Genomic DNA, 18,713 nt, shown 5'->3' with positions numbered 1-18,713 from the left:
CGCAGTCATGTTACCCGTCGGTAGTGCTGCGACCGTGCGTCGGGGTCAACACCGGCACCGGCCGGTATGTTCCGCCGCCACCCGACCCTACCGGGCGTTTTACCGGGCGTTGCCGGGTGCTCGGGGGTCCTGTCGGCCCTTGCTGGGGTAGGCATCGGTGGATAGTGTGCTGAACCGAACACCTGTGGTCCCCGAGGTTCGGCGGACGCAGTGCCGACGCCGACGAAAGGGCGCCCATGGCTTGGGATTTCGAGACCGATCCGGAGTACCAGGCGAAGCTGGACTGGGCCGCGGATTTCGTGCGCACCGAGGTCGAGCCCCTGGATCTGATCTACCCGAACCCCTACGACCGCAGCGATGCCGAGGCGATGGCGTTGATGCGGCCGCTGAAGGAGCAGGTGAAGCAGCAGGGATTGTGGGCCTGCCATCTCGGCCCGGAACTGGGCGGACCCGGGTTCGGGCAGATGAAGCTCGCACTGCTCAACGAGGTGCTCGGCACCTCGGTGTGGGCGCCGTCGGTGTTCGGGTGTCAGGCGCCTGACTCCGGCAACGCGGAAATCCTGGCCCATTACGGCACCCCGGAGCAGAAACAGCAGTACCTCGAACCGCTGCTGGCCGGTGAGATCGGCTCCTGCTACGTGATGACCGAACCGACCGGCGGGTCCGACCCCACCCTGTTCAAGACCCGCGCGGTGCGCGACGGCGACCACTGGGTCATCAACGGCGAGAAGTGGTTCAACTCCAACGCCGAATTCGCCGCCTTCCACATCGTGATGGTGGTGACGAACCCCGATGTCAGCCCGTATCAGGGCATGTCGATGTTCATCGTGCCTGCGGACACGCCGGGGCTCGAGATCGTGAAGAACTTCCATGTGCCCGGCTTCAGCGAGCACGAGGGTCACCTGCGGTTCACCGATGTCCGGGTGCCCGCCGATCATCTGCTCGGCGCCGAGGGGCAGGGGTTCGTCGTCGCGCAGACCCGGCTCGGCGGCGGGCGCGTGCATCACGCCATGCGCACGGTCGCGTTGGTGCGCAAGGCCTTCGACATGATGTGCGAACGCGCGGTCTCGCGCCCGATGCGCCAGGGTCCGCTCGCCGGATTGCAGATGACCCCGGAGCGCATCGCCGACAGCTGGATCGAGATGGAACAGTTCCGGCTGCTGGTGCTGCGCACCGCCTGGCGCATCGACAAGGAACAGGATTATCTGAAGGTGCGCAAGGACATCGCCGCGATCAAGGTGGCGATGCCGAAGGTGATGCACGATATCGCCCAGCGCGCGCTGCACCTGCACGGCGCGATCGGCGTCAGCCAGGATCTGCCGTTCGTGGACATGATGAATTACGCCGAGGTGATGGGGCTGGCCGACGGGCCCACCGAGGTGCACAAGATCACTCTCGCGAAGGAAGTGCTGAAGAACTACGCCCCGGGCGATCCGGTGTATCCATCCGGGTATCGGCCGGCGCTGCGTGAGCAGGCCCGCGAGCACATCGCCCGGCGACTGGAGCACATCGTCGGCAATCTGTGACTGAACCGGACGCGGCCCGCACTCGTAGCTTCGTCCATGACTGTCACCACAGACCTCCTCGAAACCACCGACTGGATCGCCCGCGCCCGCGAGGTCGGCGAAACCCTGCGGCCCGGCGTCGCCGAACGCGACCGCAACGGCCGGTTGTCCACCGAAGCCTTCGACCGACTCCGTGCCGCCGGGCTGACCGCAGCGCTGGTCCCGGTCGAATTCGGCGGCGGTGGCGCCACCCACCGGGAGATGGGCGCGATCCTGCGCGAACTCGGCCGCCACGATCCCTCGACCGCCGTCGCGTTCGCGATGCATTCGCATCTGGTGGCCGCGCAGGTGTGGCGGCACCGGCACGGGATGGATGCGAGCGCGGTCTTCGGCAAGGTGGTGTCGGGCGCGATTCTGGTGAGCACCGGCGCCTCGGACTGGGTGGGCTCCAATGGCAGCGCCGAGCGCGTCGACGGCGGGTACCTGGTCAGTGCGCGGAAGGCACCGGCCAGTGGGTGCGAGGTGGGCACGGTGGCGGTCACCAGTGTCCGCTGGGACACCGCGCCGGACGGGCCGCAGGTCGTGCACTGCGCCATCCCGATGAACGCGCCCGGCGTCCGGATCGAGCAGACCTGGGACACGCTCGGCCTTCGCGCCAGCGGTTCGCACACCATCGTCTTCGACGAGGTGTTCGTCCCCGACGCCGCCGTGGCGATGGTGCGGCCCGCCGACACTTGGCCGCCGATTCTCAATACTGTCATCGGCGCCGCGATGCCGCTGGTCATGTCCGCCTATCTCGGCATCGCCGACGCCGCCGTCGAGCTGACCGCCGCGCTGGTGTCCGGCCGGCCCGACCCGCACACCCTGCAACTGGCCGGCGAGATGATGAACGCCTACACCACCGCCGAGGACCTCATCGAGGCGATGTTCACCGCCTCGGACAACCTGGGATTCGCCGCCACCGAGCAGTACGCGGCCCGGATTCTCAGCCGCAAGACGGTCGCCGCGAACGCGTTGATCGACACGGTGCGCCTGGCCATCGAGACCGTCGGCGGTGCCGGCTACTCGCGCACCTGCGAGCTGGAGATGTATTACCGCGACATCCACGGCTGCCTGTTCCATCCGCTGCCGCGTGCCAAGCAGACCCGATTCACCGGGCGTGTGCTGCTCGGGCATGGTCCGATGGGGTGAGGACGGGACACACACCGAGGAGATGGCCGTGAAACGACTGGTCCGTTCGCCGCTGACCTGGGTTCTTGCGCTGATCGTCGCTGTCGGTCTCGGGATCGGGATGGCGTATTTCCAGCCGTGGCGGCTGTTCACCAGCACCACCGTCGACGAGGCCGCGCCGACGGTCGGCGCACCGGTCACCCCGGGGGCTGCGCCCGTCGAGCCGCAGATCCTGGCGCGTGGCGCGCTCATCTCCCATGAACACGACACCTCCGGCACCGTGGTGGTCCTCGGTCTGCCCGACGGCAGCCGGGTGCTGCGGCTGGAGAACCTGGACACCTCCGACGGCCCCGACCTGCACGTCTGGTTGTCGGACGCGCCCGTGCTGTCCGGACGCGACGGGTGGGGCGTCTTCGACGACGGCGCCTACCACGATCTGGGCAAGTTGCGCGGCAACAAGGGCAACCAGAACTATCCGATCCCGGCCGAGATCGATCTGACCCAACTGACCAGCGTGTCCATCTGGTGCGACCGGTTCAACGTCTCCTTCGGCGCCGCCGTGCTGCAACAGGCCTGACCGGCCGAGCCATTCCCGGGGCGGGCCGCCGAAAAATCGCCCGACAACACCACATCCGGTGTGCCACCATGATCGCGACGCCGATCGACCGCATCCGGCGGTGATCGATGAGGACTCGGGAAAGGAGGTGGCTGTGATTTCGACGTGGAAACCAGTGCGGGCCGCGGACGTCTGCGCCCAGCGGCTGATGCCCGCCCTCACGAGCGCGGAACTCGAGTCCGGCCGCCTCCAGGACGGCCGCTGATTCCCAGCCCCGCTCCCCCATCCCGCTGATCGCCCCTCCTTCTCGCTCTGCCGAAACATGGTGATTCCCATGCCGATACGCCATGCCACCACGATGGTGGCCCCGTCTGCCGACAACTGGATACACACCCCGGTGCTGGTGCTCAATGCCAGCTACGAGGCGATCGATGAGGTCGCCGCCGACCGCGCGGTGGTGCTGTTGCTCAGCGGTGCCGCCGAGTCGATCGCCGACCGGGAGCCGGCCTTCCCCATCCGCTCCAAGCATCTGGAAATCGTTCTCCCCGAGACGATTCGGCTGCTGCGCTACGTCTACCTCGAGCACGTCACCCAGGTGCGCGACGAGAGCCGCGCCACCTTGGCCGGTGTGCTGCGCCGGGACAAGCACCGGTGCGGTTACTGCGCGGGCTGGGCGCGCACCGTCGACCACATCCGCCCGCGCAGCCGGGGTGGGCCCAACACCTGGGCCAACCTGATCGCCTGCTGCGCGCCCTGCAACACCAGCAAGGCCGACCGCACCCCCGAGGAAGCCGGGATGCGGTTGCTGTGGGAGCCGAAGGCCCCCGACCCGCTGGCCAAGCGGCAGCGCCACATCTGGAAGACGCTCGCCGCCACCACCTGACCAGATCCGCAGAAAGGAGAGGATCGCCATGACCGTCACCACCTTGACCGACCTGCTCCCGCTGTCGGACAGCCGGGAGTGGCATCGCGCCGCCTGCCGCGGCGACCCCAACCATGAGGCGTGGTTTCCGTATCCGTCGCAGGATTTCGACTACGCGCGCACCGTGTGCGGTGGGTGCCCGATCCGGGCGGCCTGCGGTGATTTCGCCGAGCGCACCGGACAGTCCGGTGTGTGGGGCGGGCACGAGTTCGACCGCGGGCGCGTGATCCGCGAATGATCCGGGTGGTGGCCCGTCACCGTCGAAGGCGGCGGGCCACAGCCCGGGTGTGGCGGCCCACACACGCATACACTCGTGCCCCGTGGGTACACATCGCAGCCGTTCCAGCTCCCGGGGCATCAGCAAAGGCCCCGTTATCGCCGTGGTGGCTGTGCTGCTACTCGTCGGCGCGGTGTTCGGCTGGTTCCAGTTACGCGACCGCTCCAGCAGCGACGCCAGCGCGGCGGCCGCCGAATGCGTCGAGGGCGACACCGTCCTGCATGTCACGGTCGACCCGACGATCGAGGCGCCGGTGCGGGCGATCGCCGATCGGTACAACGCCACCGAACCGATCGTCGGCGACCACTGCGTGACGGTGGCGGTGCAGGCGCAACCGGCCGCCGCGGTCGTCGCCGCATTCACCGGAAACACCCCGTGGGATCCGGTGCTGGGACCGCAGCCCGCTCTGTGGATCCCCGAGTCGATGCGACAGATCGAATCCGTGCGGGTGCCCGGGCTGATCCAGGGCACACCGGCGCCGGTGGCGGTCAGCCCGATCGCGGTGGCCGTCCCCGGCGAACTCGGTGCGGCACTGGCGGGTGCGCAGCTCACCTGGGCGGATCTGCCTCGCCTGCAACAGGGTTCGCTCGACGAACTGGGGCTGCCGTGGGGCGGTTTGGCGATGGCGATGCCGCCCGGTGATGCGACGCTGGCCGCCGCAACGGCCGTCGCGTCCGGGGTCTCAGGTGCCGATCCGCTGACCGAGGAGGCCGCGCAGTCCGGTCAGGTCGTCGCGGCGGTATCCGCGCTGGCGGCGACCGCGCCGGAGCTGCCCGATACCCGGGCCGCGCTCGGTGCGCTCACCTCCGCTCCGCCCGCCATGGCTTCTCTGCACGCGGTCGCCGCTACTGAGCAGCAAATCACCGCGCACGGCGGACTCACCGCGTTCGTTCCCGCCGGGGCAGCACCCGTCGCCGACTATCCGGCCGCGATGATGACCGGCCATTGGGTCGACAGCGCCCAGAACATGGCCGCCGGCGTCTTCGCCGACTATCTGCGCGCCCCGCAGCAGGCCGCGGAATTCACCGCCGCCGGCTTCGGCGCCGCACCCGCCGCGACCGCGCCGGTGCCGCCGCGAGCCGCCCTGGACAAGGTGCGGGCCACCCTGGCCGACCCGGTGCTCGGAGTCTCGGCGACGGTGTTGATCGACGTGTCCGCCTCGATGGCGAGCACCGACGGCTCGACCACCCGGCTCACCAATACCCTGGGCGCCCTGCAGTCCACCATGAATGTCATGCCGCCCGATTTCGGCCTCGGCGTCTGGACTTTCGGCAAGAACCTGGACGGCACCACGCCGTATCGAGTGCAGGCGGCGACCGCTCCGCTGGCGGCCGAGCACCGCACCGAGGTGACCGAATCGCTGAACGGCATCCGCCCGGCCGATACTCGCGCCGACCAGTGCTATCCCGCGCTGCTGGCGGCCTACCGCGCCGCCGTCGCCGGATACACCACGGGCCGGACGAATTCGGTGCTGCTGATCACCGACGGGCCCGAGGACGATTCGGCGCTCACCGGCGCGCAACTGCTGGCCGACCTCACCGCCGCCACCGACCCGGCCACCCCGGTCCGCGTGGATGTGATCGTCGTCGGCGGGCAGGGCACCGACACCTTGCGCACCATCACCGAGCGCACCGGCGGCACCTACACCCGTGTTCCGACGTCCAATGACATCAGCTTCGGCACGGCGATGGTGCAGGCCCTGACCACGACGTAGGCGGGAACTGCCGCCCGGGGGCGCACGCTCCACGGGCGGCGGGCCGGCGGTCGACCTCGTCACCACACGCAGTCCGGCTGTGCGGGCTGCGCGCCGGGGGCCGCACGATCCGATCGTCGCGCTTCCGCAACGGCGCCTGCAGAAACCGGCGCGGGCGTCGATGGCGCCGGTTCACCCGCAGGTCAGGACGGTATCGCGACCGGAACCCGCGCGAGGATGCCGGATTCCATTGCCACCGTGATGATTCCATCGCTTCCCGCAGTCAGCCCGTGCGGTTCGGTGCCCGGTAGGTCCAGGTTCGTGATCGTCCCGTCGGTGGTGACCCGGCCGAGCCGTCCCGCACCCCATTCGGTGAACCACAGGGCCTGGTCGGGTCCGGCGATGATGGCGTGCGGGCGCGCGGCACGGTCGGGTAGCGGGAATTCGTCGATGGTGCCGTCGGTATCGATGCGGCCGATCTGCCCGGCGCCGATCTCCACGAACCACAGCGCGCCGTCCGGGCCGGCGGTGATGCCGACCGGGTTGGCCGCCTCGGTGGGCAGTGGGTAGACGGTGATCTCGCCGTCGGTAGTGCTGCGGCCGATCGCATTGGCCTGATTCAGCGTGAACCACAGTGCCCCATCGGATCCCGGGACGATCATCGACGGCATGCCCGCCACCGGGAAGCGGGTGATGACGCCGTCGGCACCGAGCCTGGCGATGTGGCCGGACTGGAGTTCGGTGAACCAGAGCGCACCGTCGGGTCCGACGCACAGGCCGTAGGGGGCGTCGGCCGCGATGCTGATCCGCTCACCGTCGGCGGTGATCCGGCCGATCCGGTTGCCGCGGAATTCGGTGAACCACACGGCTCCGTCCGGACCGGGAACGATGACGGTCGGCTGGCCGTCGGCGGGTTCGAGGGCGTAGGTGGTCACCGTGCCGTCGTGGTAGCGGCCGATGGCGCCGGTCGTCGCCATGGAGAACCAGATCGTGCCGTCGGGGGTGGTCGTCACGCCGTACGGAGCGCCTGGGACCTCGATCGCCTGGATGTAGTCGGTCAAAACGGGGGAAATCCCTTCTCGGTTCATCTCGAAACGGCGTTGTGGCGACTCTCCGCTGATAGCCGACACCCCTTTCCAATCGCAACGTGTGTAGCCTTAAGCTACCGAACTAGGCGATCTAACGCAACAGGAGTTGTCTTTGGAGGTCAAGAAACGGCCCGGCGGACGCAGCGCCCGCGTCCGCGACGCCGTCCGCGAAGCGACCATCGCCGAGCTCGCCGAGCACGGCTATACCGGTCTGACCATGGAGAACGTCGCCAAACGATCCGGGGTGCACAAGACCACGGTCTACCGGCGCTGGACCAACCCGGAAGGATTGATCGCCGACGCTCTCGACCTCGCCGCCACCGAACCCTGGCCGATCCCCGATACCGGCAGCCTCGACGATGACCTGCGCGCCATCGTCGACCTCGTGCGCACCGGCTTCGCCGACCCCCAAGCAGGCCCGATCTCCACCGCCTTCATCACCGCCGCCATGCAAAACCCCGCGGCCGCAACAGCATTGAATGCCTTCTTCACCGCCCGCCACGACCAGTCCGCCCAGGTGGTCCACCGCGCCATCAGCCGCGGCGAACTCCCCGCCACCGTCGACGCCCACGCCCTGATCCGCTTCGCCGTCGCCCCGATCTACTACCGGCTGTTCATCTCCCACGAACCGATCACCGACGCCGACACAGACGCGGCCGCCGCAGCCGCCCTCGCCGCAGCCCGCGCCGGCACGCTCTGACATCCGGCCACCCACTCGGTGCCGGACCCGACGCCGGTCGAAAACCGGCCGCGCCAGCAGCAGCCGCCTACGAGGATCGGCGCGTCGATCTACGGGAAAACGTGCCCGCCAAGGCTATCCGGAGACGGAGCGGCGGAGTCGGTCAGTCGGTGTAGGCGTCCAGGGGCGGGCAGGAGCACACCAGGTTGCGGTCGCCGAAGGCGCCGTCGATACGGCGGACCGGGGGCCAGACCTTGGCTCGGGTGTGGGCGAGACCGCGGGGGTAGACGGCGGTTTCGCGGCTGTAGGGGTGGTCCCATTCGCCGACGAGGCTGGCGGCGGTGTGCGGCGCGCCACGCAAGGGGTTGTCGGTGACCGGCCAGACGCCGGCGCCGACCTGGTCGATCTCGCGGCGGATGGAGATCATCGCCTCGATGAAATCGTCGAGTTCCGCGAGATCCTCACTCTCGGTCGGCTCCACCATCAAGGTGCCGGCCACCGGGAAGCTCATGGTCGGTGCGTGGAAGCCGTAGTCGGCCAACCGCTTCGCCACATCGTCGACGGTGACGCCGGTCTGCTTGGTGATCTCGCGCAGATCCAGGATGCACTCGTGGGCGACCATGCCGTTCTCGCCGGTGTAGAGCACCGGGAAGTACTCGTTCAAGCGGCGGGCGATGTAGTTGGCCGAGGCGATCGCCGACAAGGTGGCCCGGCGCAGCCCCTCGGCGCCCATCATCCGGATGTAGGCCCAGGTGATCGGCAGGATCGAGGCCGAACCGTACTTGGCCGCCGACACCGCGTGCGAACCCGGCTCCAGCGGATCGCCCGGCAGGTACTGCGCCAGATGCGAGCGCACCGCCACCGGTCCGACGCCCGGACCGCCGCCGCCGTGCGGGATGCAGAAGGTCTTGTGCAGGTTCAGATGGCTGACGTCGCCGCCGAATCGGCCCGGCCGCGCCAGCCCCACCAGCGCGTTCAGGTTCGCGCCGTCGATGTAGACCTGCCCGCCCGCCGCGTGCACCAGCTCGCACAGTTCGGCGACCTCGTGCTCGTACACGCCGTGCGTGGACGGGTAGGTGATCATGATGCAGGCCAGCCGGTCGGCGTGATCGGCGATCTTGGCGCGCAGATCGTCCAGGTCGACGTCACCGTTGTCGCGGCAGGCCACCACCTCCACCCGCAGGCCCGCCATGGCCGCCGAGGCCGCGTTCGTGCCGTGCGCGCTGGACGGGATCAGGCAGGTGTCACGGTGGGTGTCACCGCGGTCGAGGTGATAGCGGCGGATCGCGAGCAGGCCCGCGTACTCGCCCTGGCTACCGGCATTGGGCTGCAGGCTCACCGAGTCGTATCCCGTGATCGAGGACAGCCAGCCCTCCAGATCAGCGATCAGGCGCAGCAGGCCGGGCGCGTCCTCGACCGGCGCGTACGGATGTACCCGCGCGAACCCGGGCCAGGTGATCGCCTCCATCTCGGCGGTCGCGTTCAGCTTCATGGTGCAGGAACCGAGCGGAATCATGCTGCGGTCCAAGGCGATGTCCTTGTCGGAGAGCCGGCGCAGGTAGCGCAGCATCGCCGTCTCGGTGCGGTAGCTGGTGAAGGCGGGATGGGTCAGGAACTCCGAGGTGCGGGTCTCGATCGACACCGGCTCGCCGCCCGGCTGGTCGGAAGGCAGTGCGGTGCCGAAGGATTCGAGCACGGCCGCCACATGCGCCGCGGTGGTCGCCTCATCGCAGGCGATGCCCACGTGGTCGGCGTCCACCAGCCGCAGATTGATGCCGCGCGACTTCGCCTTGCCCACCACGGCTTCCGCGCCGCCGGGGACGTGGGCGAGCACGGTGTCGAAGAACCGCTCGTGCACGACGGCACCGTCGAGTCCGGCCGCGATCGCCGTCGCATGTCCGTGCACCCGCCGCGCGATCGCGCGCAAGCCATCGGCACCGTGATAACTGGCGTACATGGCGGCGACAATGGCCAGCAGCACCTGCGCGGTACAGATATTGGAGGTGGCCTTCTCACGCCGGATGTGCTGTTCGCGGGTCTGCAGGGCCAGTCGGTAGGCCGGCGCGCCGTCGGCGTCGACCGACACACCGACCAGGCGACCGGGTAGCTGCCGGGCGTGCTTGGCGTGCACCGACAGGTATCCGGCGTGCGGGCCACCGAAGCCCATCGGCACGCCGAACCGCTGCGTGGTGCCGAAGCACGCGTCGGCGCCCTGCTCACCCGGCGGGGTGATCAGCGTCAGCGCCAGCAGATCGGCCCCGACGGCCACCAGCGCGCCGCGCTCGTGAGCGGCCTCGATGATCGGCGCCATGTCCACGATCCGGCCGGAGGCACCCGGAACCTGGGTGAGCACACCGAAGAAATCGCCGTCCGGCAGCTGGCCGGTGGCCAGGTCGGCTTCCACGATCTCGATGCCGAGCGGTTCAGCGCGGGTGTAGAGGATGGTGCGGGTCTGCGGGAACAGGTCGGTGTCGATGAGCAGGCGCGTGGACGTGGACCGGTTGGCGCGGCGCAGCAACGTCATCGCCTCGGCGGCGGCGGTGGCCTCGTCGAGCATGGACGCGTTGGCGACCTCCATACCGGTCAGGTCCGAGACCATGGTCTGGAAGTTCAGCAGCGCCTCGAGGCGGCCCTGGCTGATCTCGGGCTGGTACGGGGTGTAGGCGGTGTACCAGGCCGGGTTCTCCAGCAGGTTACGCACCAGCACCGGCGGGGTCAGCGTGTCGTAGTAGCCGAGCCCGATCATCGAGGTGGCGACGGTGTTGGAGTGCGCGAGCGCGGCGAGTTCGGCCAGCACCTCGTGTTCGCTCGCGGCGGGCGGCAGCCCGGTCAGCGCGGAACCGTCGAGGATGCCGGCGGGGATCGCGGCGGTGGCCAGGTCGTCGAGCGAGCCGACGCCGATGACGGGCAACATCCGGTCGAGTTCGGTGCTGTCGGGTCCGATGTGGCGGTCGGCGAAGGTGCGGCTCACGGCATACTCCCAGGTCGGGCGGGTCGACCGGGTGGTCGACGATTTCCGGCCCTCCCCCTCTGTCGTGGCGCCTGAGAGATTCGGTGGTCGCGGCCGCAGCCGGACCCCTTTCCCCATGGGCGGGCAGCCCGCAGCCACCGCTTTCCAGAGGCGCCGAAGCCCGTACGGTCCCTGTTGCCTGAGAGATTGACGGGGAGGTGCTGCTCCTTCGGCGCCCGGACTCGAGGCCCGGAACTCTCCCGCACGGCGGCGACGCAGGGTTAGTTTATGCCGCGCCGGCCGCGTCGCGGGTTCGCGGCCCCCTCGCGGTGCGCGGGTACGCGGGCGCGACGCGCGTGTTCGTCGCATGCGCTGCACCCGCGCCGAGCCGGACCAGACCGAAAACCCGGAGGTCTACCTGGGAGTTTGCGGTCGGAGGTCGGCCGACGACCATAGCGGCGGACACGGACGTGTGATCTTGATCTGTGTTCGAGAACACGGTGGTCCCGGCGCATCCCCGGCGTCGGGACCATCGTTTCGGCGCGGCTCGCGGCCGGCGGACGGGACCTATCCCGTCTTACGGTTCATTCGGGCTTTTCGGCGGTAGGCCAGCTCGTCCTCGGGCCGGTCGCTGGCCGCGGTGGCGCGTTCGGCCGGGAAGTTGGCGATCGCGCCGGTCAGTTCACGCATGGCACCGCTGACGGCGATCCCGAACACGCCCTGCCCGCCTTGCAGTAAATCGACGACCTCCTCGGGCGAGGTGCACTCGTAGACCGAGGTGCCGTCGGAGAACAGGGTGATGCCCGCCAAATCCTGCACACCGCGGCTGCGCAGATGGTCGACCGCGATGCGGATGTTCTGCAACGAGATGCCAGCGTCCAATAGTCGCTTGACGATCTTGAGGACCAGGATGTCCTTGAACGAGTACAGCCGCTGACTACCCGAGCCCGCCGCGCCGCGGATCGACGGCACGACAAGACCGGTGCGGGCCCAGTAATCGAGCTGCCGGTAGGTGATGCCGGCCACCTGGCAGGCGCTCGGCACGCGGTAGCCGACCAGGTCGTCGGGCACCGAGTCGTCCGGGAACAGTCCTGGCTGTACCTCGTCCTGGTAATGCTCTGCCACTGACCACTCCCTTGTTTCGCCGACGCGTTCTCAGCCTCATCGATGACCCGGCTCCGTCACGGCCACGAATCGAGCACCGGTACCCCGGCGCGACCCTGCCGAAACGGACGTGGCCCAACTATCGAGATTACTCTTCTCGATTGTCTCGGGAGCGGTCTCGTCCGACCAAACGCGACGCGCGGTAAGAGTCTCGACCTGTACTTAAGGTCTAAAAAATAGTCTGCGCGTTCAGCTGTCGGTGGCCTTGAAATCGTCGGGCGAGACCGACTCGAGGAACTCCTTGAACTTCTCCACCTCGTCCTCGCGCTCGTCGGGCATGACCAGACCCGCCTCGTCGAGCACCGCTTCCTCGGCATAGATCGGGCAACCCACCCGCAGCGCGATCGCCACCGAATCCGACGGACGCGCGGAGATGCGCAGCTCGTTGTCGAAGACCAGATCGGCGTAGAAGGTGCCCTCTTGCAGATCGACGATCCTGACCTCTTTCAAGGTGTGCCCGAGATCGGCGATCAAGATCTTGATCAGGTCGTGGGTGAGCGGCCGGATCGGGGTGACGCCCTCCTGCTCCAGCACGATGGCGGTGGCTTCGGCCTGCCCGATCCAGATGGGCAGATACCGGTCACCGGATACCTCCCGGAGCAACAGCACGGGCTGGTTCTGTGGCTGCTCGACACGGATGCCGATCACGCGCATTTCGCTCATCGCACTGCCTCCCAATACTCGCCGACAGCCCGCCGTGTCCCTACCGAGCTCGCCGTAACACGAGTCTAAGCGAATTCCCGACGGTGCCGCGATGGCTGAGTTCACGGCGTTGCGCGGTAATCCGGCCGCGCCGCGAGCCCGCCCGGACGCCGCTCGATCAGTTGCCGAGCGAGGCCCGCACCGAGGCCTTCACCAGGCTGGTGTGCAGGGTCAGCGACAGCGCAGCGAGCTCGCGCACGGTCTCCTCGGCGCGGGCGCGCGCACCCGCGTCGCGGCTCTTGGCGATGGGTGCGGCGATCTGGGCGACCAGCGCGGCCTCCCGGTCGGCGGCGAGCTTGAACGCCCGCAGATGCCGTGCCTCCAAACCGAACTCCGACATCGCGCGGGCGGTTTTGGCCAGCGTCACCGCGTCGGCGTCGAAGAATCCGGCGGCGCCGGGGGTGATGAGATTGGCCCGGATCAGGTCGTTGAGGAATTTCTCGTCGATACCGGCCTGCTCGAGCAGGTCGGCGCGGGTGAGCCGGACCTCGTGGTCGAAGCGCAGCTCATCCGGGGAGATCTCGCCGGGCACCACGCCGAGCCTGCGTGGGGCCGCGGCCCGCTCCCCCGCCGCGGCGCGCTCGCCGTCACCGGAGGCGCGGTCGGGTTCGGTACGCACGGAATGCGCCCGGGCGCGGGCTTCCCGCACACCGAGCGTCGCCGCACCACTGTCGATCGCCTCGAGCTGCTCCTTGATCACCTTCAGCGGCAGGTACTGATCCCGCTGGGCGGTGAGCACGAAGCGCAACCGCTCGCAGTCGGCCACCGAGAATCGGCGGTAGCCAGACGGCGTGCGTTCGGGCCGGATCAGCCCCTCCGCCTCCAAAAAGCGGATCTTGGAGATGGTGATATCGGGGAAATCCGGCCGCAGCAGGTCGAGCACGGAGCCGATCGACATGCCTCCGCGAGCCCACTGCGCCGCGCCCGTCATGACACCGAGTCTTTCATGTGAGAGCGCCGATCACGTGTACCGGCGCACCGCCTGTCACAAGCTGCCCGCACCCGCCGCCGAATCGGAGGTCTGGGCGCGCGGACCGGTGAGGAATACCAGGCGGAACTTGCCGATCTGGACCTCGTCACCGTTTTGCAACTCGGAGGAATCCACCGGCTCACGGTTGACGTAGGTGCCGTTGAGGCTGCCCACATCGACCACCTGGAAGGAATCCTCGTCCTGGCGGAACTCGGCATGCCTGCGGCTGACGGTCACGTCGTCGAGGAAGATGTCGCTGTCGGGGTGACGTCCGGCCGAAGTGGTCGGCTGGTCCAGCAGGAAACGCGAGCCCGCGTTCGGACCGCGCTTGACCACCAGCAGGGCCGCGCCGACGGGCAGTCCCTCGACACCCTGGACCGGCTGCTCGCCGGTCGCCTCTCCGGAGCGTGACGCGTCGACCTCGTTCAGGAAATCCGCGCGGAAGACCGACGTCGTCTCGGCCGCGGTCTCCCCGTAACCCGGGTCTTTGTTCTCGCTCACCGTTTCTCTCCTCCTCGAACCTGATAATCATGCAGGCAGCTGCTGCCTCGACCGCCGCGACCTCGAGTCGCGGCCGCACAACCCACCAGCGGCCGGCAGCACATCCGTTGGCATTGACCGTACCCTGCCGGGGCGGACCCGTGCAGGGAGAACTGGGAAGGCCGGGTCAGCCCCCGATAACTCCTTGATAACCTGCGGCATCGAGCAGTTCACCGAGTGCGGTGTCCAGCGCCGCGGCATCGCTCACCTCGAGCTCGAACAGCCACCCCGAACCGTAGGGGTCGGTGTTCAAGGTCTCCGGTGCGTTCTCCAATTCCTGGTTCGCCCCAACAACTTTCGCGTCCAGCGGAGCATAGATGTCGGAGACGCTCTTGGTCGATTCGACCTCGGCGATGCTGTCACCGGCCGCGACATCGGCGTCGACGGCAGGCAACTGAACGAACACGACGTCACCGAGCTGGGACTGGGCGTAGTCGGTGATGCCGACCCGGACCCTGGAGGGGCCGATCCGACGCACCCACTCGTGCTCTTCGGTGTAGCGCAGGTCCTCGGGCGTCTGGGTCACAAGGCATCCTTTCGTTGTGCACGGTGCACGCAACTCTATAGCGAGCGCCCACCCGGGCGCGGGTCAGTGGTCGGTCCTGCGCGGGATCGCCCGTGCTACGGCGATGGCCTTCCCGGTGTAGAGAACCCCGGTCCAGACATAGACCGCGGTGCCCCAGACCAGTAGTGCCCCACCGAAGGCCCGGCCGAAACCATCGCCCGGCCAGTCCATCTGCCCGGCCAGCAGCCACGGCAGCGCCGACATCAGCGCGAAGGTGGCGGCCTTGCCCAGATAGATGACCTCGGGCGGGTCCAGATCACGGCGCCGGTACACCGTCAGCGTCAGGGTCAGGACCAGGTCACGGCCGATCAGCAGGGCCGCCACCCACCAGGGGATCAGCCCGCGGATCACGAAGGCGGCCAGGGTGGTCACCAGATACAGCCGGTCGACGAACGGATCCAGCAGCGCGCCCAGTTTCGAGGACTGGTCCAGCAGCCGGGCCAGCTTGCCGTCGAGGAAGTCGGTGACCCCGCTGACGACCAGTAGCGCGAAGGCCCAGCCGTCGGCCCGCTCGACCAGCATCAGCCACAGGAACACCGGCACGCCGATCAGCCGCAGCACGCTCAGCGCGTTGGGCACGGTCAGGATGCGGTCGGCGAAGACGCCGCCGAGCACCTCGCGCCCGGTCCCCTGGCCGGATTCGGTCGTCCCCGATTCGCTTGTCACAGCCCCGTGCATACCGCATCGGCGCCCGTGCGCGCCATCCGGCCCGGGCCTCGGGCGGGGCCCGGCACACGCCAGGCCCCTACTCCCGTACCGGGCACCCGTACGCGGCGCGGGAGTCGGTAGCGTACGCGGTGATGAGCAGTCGAATCGACCTCCGTAGCCACGTCAGCGCCGACGACGCCCGCGCCCGCGGTGCGGCACTGCGCGAGCAGGTCCCCTTCAGTGCCCGTGATCGCGAGGCCGCCGCCCCCGATCGCCCGGGCGTGGTCCCGTTCGTGGCGGCCAGTAACGCGGGCCGGCTGGCACATCTGGTGCCGCTGCGAATCGGACGGATGACCACCTCGCCGTTCACCTTCTACCGCGGCGCGGCCGGGCTGATGGCCGCCGATCTGGCCGCCGGACCGGTCACCGGGCTCACCGCGCAACTGTGCGGTGACGCGCACGCGGCCAACTTCGGCCTCTACGGCACCCCGCACGGCGACATCGTCATGGATATCAACGACTTCGACGAGACCGTGGCCGGACCGTGGGAATGGGATCTGGAGCGGCTGGCGGCGAGCCTGGTGCTGGCCGGGCGCGAGGGCGGCTCCAGCGAGGACGACTGCCGCGACGCCGCCCGCGACGCGGTGCGTTCGTATCGGCGCACCATCGCCGCGCTGGCCGAGATGCCGTTCATGGAGTCCTGGACCGCCTTGCCCGACGAATCGATGATCGGCAAGGCCAAGGCCGACGATCTGCTCGACGATTTCAAGAAGGCGGCGAAGAAGGCCCGCAAGAACACCAGCGCGAAGGTGGTCGCCAAGTGGACCGAGCACCTCGACGATCACGAAACCGGGATCCGCAAGCACCGTTTCGTCAACGATCCGCCGATCCTGACCCATGTCGAGGAGCCGGTGGCCGAGGCGGCGATCGATGCGCTGGAGAACTACGCGGGCACGCTGCGGGAGTCCCGGCAGGGGCTGCTGGCGCGATTCTCGGTGTCCGACATCGCGTTTCGGATCGTCGGCACCGGCAGCGTCGGCCTGCACAGCTATGTGGCGCTGCTGTACGGCAACGACGGCGAGGTCCTGGTGTTGCAACTGAAGCAGGCCAACCCCTCCGCCCTGACGCCGTTCGTGGCGCCCGCGCCGCCGCGGCACGAGGGTGAGCGAATCGTGCAGGGCGCCAGGCTCGTTCAGGCCGAGACCGACATCCTGCTCGGCTGGACGAGCATGCGAGTGCCCGCGACCGACACCGAACCCGAACGGGAGTTACCCTTCGTGGTGCGCCAATTCCGCAATCTCAAGGGCGGAATCGACCCTGCCGAACTGGATTCCAAGGATCTCGACGACTACGGCAGGCTGGCCGGCGCGCTGCTGGCCCGCGCGCACACCCGGTCGCTGGATCCGCGCGCTACCGCCGGATATCTCGGCGACGACGAACGTTTCGAGGAGGCGGTGGCCGATTTTGCGGTGCGCTACGCCGACCGCACCGAAGCCGATCACGCCGAACTGGTCGCGGCGGTCCGCGCCGGACAACTACCCGCCGAGCCCGCGGACGGGTAGCCTTCGGACCGGCACCGCGCGCGTCCGCCCCGGACACAGCGCGGAGCCGGAAATCTCGGGTCGGCGCCGACCCGCCTCGTATCCTGTCCGGTACCGGGTGTCGACGTGAAGGGCGGTCGCCAATGCTCGTGCGAGTGCAGAACAGCGCAGGCACCAATGCCGAACGGGCATTGCTCGACTGGCTGCGCACCTGGAAGGACCCGGGTAGCCCGCACGGCGTGGCCACCATCAATTGCAGCCTGTTCCATCAGGACACCCTGCATCAGTTCGATGCGGTGATCTGGACGCCGACCAGCTGTGTGGTGATCGAGGCCGAAGCGCTGATGGCGCGCCAGGAGGGCGTGCTCCAGATCCCGCTCAACGGGGCCTGGACGGTGTCGGGCGAGCCGGCCGTCTGGGAGAACACCGACCGGCGAACCCCACTGGAGCGCTCCCGCGAACACACCTTCGCCCTGCAGAACTGGCTGGCCGCCCGTGGGCTGGGCCAGCGCGCCGTGCACGGCGTTGCGCTGATCGTGCCGATGCGCGGGGCCCGGATCCAGATCGAACAGGCTTGGAGCGACCCGAGTTTCGACGCCATCCTCGGCGACGATCCGGAGCGGTTGCGGCACTATTTCGACACCCTGGCCCAGGCGGAGAACCACCTGTGGACAGCCAACGACGTCGCCATCGCCTTCCGCGGCCTCGGCATCCTGCCGTACCTACCCGCACCGCAGGAGCTGCTCAACGAGGGGTTCCTCGGCCCCATCGACATCACGCTGTGGCACGGCGGCCCGGCGCAGGCCCAGGCCGAGGCCTATGCCGAGGAGCTGGCGCAGGCCGAGCGCGAGGCCGCCAAGTCGAACGTGCTGCAAGCGCCCTGGTACAGCCCGTGGAAGCTGTATCCGCCGGAACGCGGCGACGTCGACTTCGGGCGCGCGTTCATGCGGACCACGCTGGCGGTCGGCATGGTCATCGCCTTCGCGTGGGTGCTGTGGATGGTCATCACCGCGGTTCTGACCTACGTCCCGTAGGCGCGGCCCGGCGGGGGTGACTATCGTCGTTGCGGTGATCGCAGCACCCGGAACGGGCGAACCCGCCGCGCGTGGACCGGATACCGCACCCGACGCGCCGATCCCCGACCAGGCCGCCGCGTTGGGCACCGCCGCGCTGGCGGGCACGATCACCGTCACGATTCCGCTGAGCTTCCCACCCGACGGCGGGCCCACCGGCCTGGATCAGCGCGTCGGCGAGCCGATCAGCGCCGCCCTCGATCCGCGGCCGTGGGTGGCGGAGGTGCTGGCGCTGGCGAGCAATACCTGGGTGGTGATCGCCTTGATGCTGGCCGGCGCCGCCTGGTTCGGCTGGCAGCAGCAGTGGTGGCGGGCGGCGACGATGGTGGCGGTGCCGGAGGTGGCGGCCGGACTCAATACCTGGGCGCTCAAACCGTTCTGGGGGCGTCCGCTGCACGACTATCTCGCCTACCCGAGCGGGCACACCGTGCATCTGGTGGCGGTCGCGACGACGTTCCTGGTGCTGATCGAATCCCTGCGCGCGCGGCTGGTGATCGCGGGATGCGCGGTGGTGGCGTGGGTGTCGGCGGCGATCGGCATGATCGCGCTCGACTATCACCACGCCACCGACATCATCGGCGGAGCCGGTGCGGCCGTCGCCATATCGGTGCTGCTGTGCTCGGCGATCGCCCAGGTGCAGCGCCGGACGGCGCGGGCCGGGTAAGGACTT

Annotated in this window: 18 protein-coding genes and 1 riboswitch; of the genes, 10 read left to right on the top strand and 8 right to left on the bottom strand. The window is 69.0% G+C overall.

Annotation, left to right across the window (positions count from 1 at the left end; genetic code table 11):
- Nucleotides 1-236 precede the first annotated feature (236 nt).
- From NOCYR_RS12850 to NOCYR_RS12825, 6 genes are all read left to right on the top strand, one after another.
- A complete protein-coding gene (locus NOCYR_RS12850; protein WP_014350806.1) occupies nt 237-1,526 on the top strand; it encodes an acyl-CoA dehydrogenase family protein in 1,290 nt (429 codons plus the stop codon).
- A 36-nt stretch (nt 1,527-1,562) separates the two neighbouring features.
- On the top strand, nt 1,563-2,696 hold the full coding sequence (locus NOCYR_RS12845) for an acyl-CoA dehydrogenase family protein (RefSeq protein WP_014350805.1): 1,134 nt from the start codon (nt 1,563-1,565) through the stop codon (nt 2,694-2,696).
- 22 nt (nt 2,697-2,718) lie between these two features.
- Nucleotides 2,719-3,252 carry a DM13 domain-containing protein gene (locus NOCYR_RS12840; RefSeq protein WP_048834135.1) on the top strand — a complete coding sequence of 178 codons (534 nt, stop codon included), beginning with the start codon at nt 2,719-2,721 and terminating at the stop codon, nt 3,250-3,252.
- Between the two features lie 313 nt (nt 3,253-3,565).
- Complete coding sequence (locus NOCYR_RS12835; RefSeq protein ID WP_014350803.1) at nt 3,566-4,114, top strand: HNH endonuclease; 549 nt, start codon at nt 3,566-3,568, stop codon at nt 4,112-4,114.
- A gap of 28 nt (nt 4,115-4,142) precedes the next feature.
- On the top strand, nt 4,143-4,391 hold the full coding sequence (locus NOCYR_RS12830; protein ID WP_014350802.1) for a WhiB family transcriptional regulator: 249 nt from the start codon (nt 4,143-4,145) through the stop codon (nt 4,389-4,391).
- An 82-nt stretch (nt 4,392-4,473) separates the two neighbouring features.
- The gene (locus tag NOCYR_RS12825) at nt 4,474-6,144 is read left to right on the top strand and encodes a VWA domain-containing protein (protein ID WP_148280616.1); all 1,671 of its coding nucleotides are present in this window, start codon (nt 4,474-4,476) and stop codon (nt 6,142-6,144) included.
- 182 nt (nt 6,145-6,326) lie between these two features.
- Here the strand turns inward: NOCYR_RS12825 and NOCYR_RS12820 are convergent, their stop codons facing one another.
- Nucleotides 6,327-7,184, bottom strand: coding sequence for a Virginiamycin B lyase (Streptogramin B lyase) (locus tag NOCYR_RS12820; protein WP_014350800.1), 858 nt, complete (start codon nt 7,182-7,184; stop codon nt 6,327-6,329).
- A 139-nt stretch (nt 7,185-7,323) separates the two neighbouring features.
- Here NOCYR_RS12820 and NOCYR_RS12815 point away from each other — a divergent pair, with 139 nt between their 5' ends.
- Complete coding sequence (locus NOCYR_RS12815) at nt 7,324-7,911, top strand: TetR/AcrR family transcriptional regulator (protein WP_014350799.1); 588 nt, start codon at nt 7,324-7,326, stop codon at nt 7,909-7,911.
- Nucleotides 7,912-8,053: 142 nt separating this feature from the next.
- On the opposite strand, the gene gcvP is transcribed toward NOCYR_RS12815, so the two are convergent.
- The 7 genes from gcvP to NOCYR_RS12780 form a co-directional block, all read right to left on the bottom strand.
- Nucleotides 8,054-10,804, bottom strand: coding sequence for an aminomethyl-transferring glycine dehydrogenase (gene gcvP / locus NOCYR_RS12810; protein WP_231856113.1), 2,751 nt, complete (start codon nt 10,802-10,804; stop codon nt 8,054-8,056).
- 212 nt (nt 10,805-11,016) lie between these two features.
- A riboswitch (glycine riboswitch) is annotated at nt 11,017-11,113 on the bottom strand.
- A 294-nt stretch (nt 11,114-11,407) separates the two neighbouring features.
- A complete protein-coding gene (locus NOCYR_RS12805) occupies nt 11,408-11,965 on the bottom strand; it encodes a MerR family transcriptional regulator (protein WP_014350797.1) in 558 nt (185 codons plus the stop codon).
- A gap of 228 nt (nt 11,966-12,193) precedes the next feature.
- Nucleotides 12,194-12,667 carry a bifunctional nuclease family protein gene (locus NOCYR_RS12800; protein ID WP_014350796.1) on the bottom strand — a complete coding sequence of 158 codons (474 nt, stop codon included), beginning with the start codon at nt 12,665-12,667 and terminating at the stop codon, nt 12,194-12,196.
- A gap of 157 nt (nt 12,668-12,824) precedes the next feature.
- Nucleotides 12,825-13,637: a MerR family transcriptional regulator gene (locus NOCYR_RS12795; RefSeq protein ID WP_048833313.1), complete on the bottom strand. Its 813-nt coding sequence runs from the start codon at nt 13,635-13,637 to the stop codon at nt 12,825-12,827.
- 54 nt (nt 13,638-13,691) lie between these two features.
- Nucleotides 13,692-14,177: an FHA domain-containing protein gene (locus NOCYR_RS12790; protein WP_014350794.1), complete on the bottom strand. Its 486-nt coding sequence runs from the start codon at nt 14,175-14,177 to the stop codon at nt 13,692-13,694.
- A gap of 166 nt (nt 14,178-14,343) precedes the next feature.
- Nucleotides 14,344-14,742 (bottom strand): glycine cleavage system protein GcvH, encoded by a 399-nt coding sequence (gene gcvH / locus NOCYR_RS12785; protein WP_014350793.1) that lies wholly within the window; start codon nt 14,740-14,742, stop codon nt 14,344-14,346.
- 63 nt (nt 14,743-14,805) lie between these two features.
- A complete protein-coding gene (locus NOCYR_RS12780; protein ID WP_014350792.1) occupies nt 14,806-15,396 on the bottom strand; it encodes a CDP-alcohol phosphatidyltransferase family protein in 591 nt (196 codons plus the stop codon).
- A gap of 185 nt (nt 15,397-15,581) precedes the next feature.
- On the opposite strand from NOCYR_RS12780, the gene NOCYR_RS12775 reads away from it, so the two are divergent.
- The 3 genes from NOCYR_RS12775 to NOCYR_RS12765 all read left to right on the top strand — a co-directional run bounded on the left by NOCYR_RS12775 (nt 15,582) and on the right by NOCYR_RS12765 (nt 18,707).
- On the top strand, nt 15,582-16,991 hold the full coding sequence (locus NOCYR_RS12775) for a DUF2252 domain-containing protein (protein WP_014350791.1): 1,410 nt from the start codon (nt 15,582-15,584) through the stop codon (nt 16,989-16,991).
- A gap of 134 nt (nt 16,992-17,125) precedes the next feature.
- Nucleotides 17,126-18,004: a nuclease-related domain-containing protein gene (locus tag NOCYR_RS12770; protein ID WP_231856071.1), complete on the top strand. Its 879-nt coding sequence runs from the start codon at nt 17,126-17,128 to the stop codon at nt 18,002-18,004.
- A 34-nt stretch (nt 18,005-18,038) separates the two neighbouring features.
- Nucleotides 18,039-18,707 (top strand): phosphatase PAP2 family protein, encoded by a 669-nt coding sequence (locus tag NOCYR_RS12765; protein ID WP_014350789.1) that lies wholly within the window; start codon nt 18,039-18,041, stop codon nt 18,705-18,707.
- Nucleotides 18,708-18,713 lie beyond the last annotated feature (6 nt).

It is taken from the genome of Nocardia cyriacigeorgica GUH-2, from assembly GCF_000284035.1.
Classification (GTDB): Bacteria; Actinomycetota; Actinomycetes; order Mycobacteriales; family Mycobacteriaceae; genus Nocardia; species Nocardia cyriacigeorgica_B.
The sequence above is the reverse complement of the archived record's forward strand: the minus strand, read 5'-3'. Positions and strand labels throughout refer to the sequence as shown.

Excerpts from the sequence above, each read along its gene's own strand:
- NOCYR_RS12850 (WP_014350806.1), top strand. The coding sequence starts at position 237 with ATGGCTTGGGATTTCGAGACCGATCCGGAGTACCAGGCGAAGCTGGAC.
- NOCYR_RS12845 (WP_014350805.1), top strand. The coding sequence starts at position 1,563 with ATGACTGTCACCACAGACCTCCTCGAAACCACCGACTGGATCGCCCGC.
- NOCYR_RS12840 (WP_048834135.1), top strand. The coding sequence starts at position 2,719 with ATGGCCGTGAAACGACTGGTCCGTTCGCCGCTGACCTGGGTTCTTGCG.
- NOCYR_RS12835 (WP_014350803.1), top strand. The coding sequence starts at position 3,566 with ATGCCGATACGCCATGCCACCACGATGGTGGCCCCGTCTGCCGACAAC.
- NOCYR_RS12830 (WP_014350802.1), top strand. The coding sequence starts at position 4,143 with ATGACCGTCACCACCTTGACCGACCTGCTCCCGCTGTCGGACAGCCGG.
- gcvP (WP_231856113.1), bottom strand. The coding sequence starts at position 10,804 with ATGTTGCCCGTCATCGGCGTCGGCTCGCTCGACGACCTGGCCACCGCC.
- NOCYR_RS12800 (WP_014350796.1), bottom strand. The coding sequence starts at position 12,667 with ATGAGCGAAATGCGCGTGATCGGCATCCGTGTCGAGCAGCCACAGAAC.
- NOCYR_RS12795 (WP_048833313.1), bottom strand. The coding sequence starts at position 13,637 with ATGACGGGCGCGGCGCAGTGGGCTCGCGGAGGCATGTCGATCGGCTCC.
- NOCYR_RS12775 (WP_014350791.1), top strand. The coding sequence starts at position 15,582 with ATGAGCAGTCGAATCGACCTCCGTAGCCACGTCAGCGCCGACGACGCC.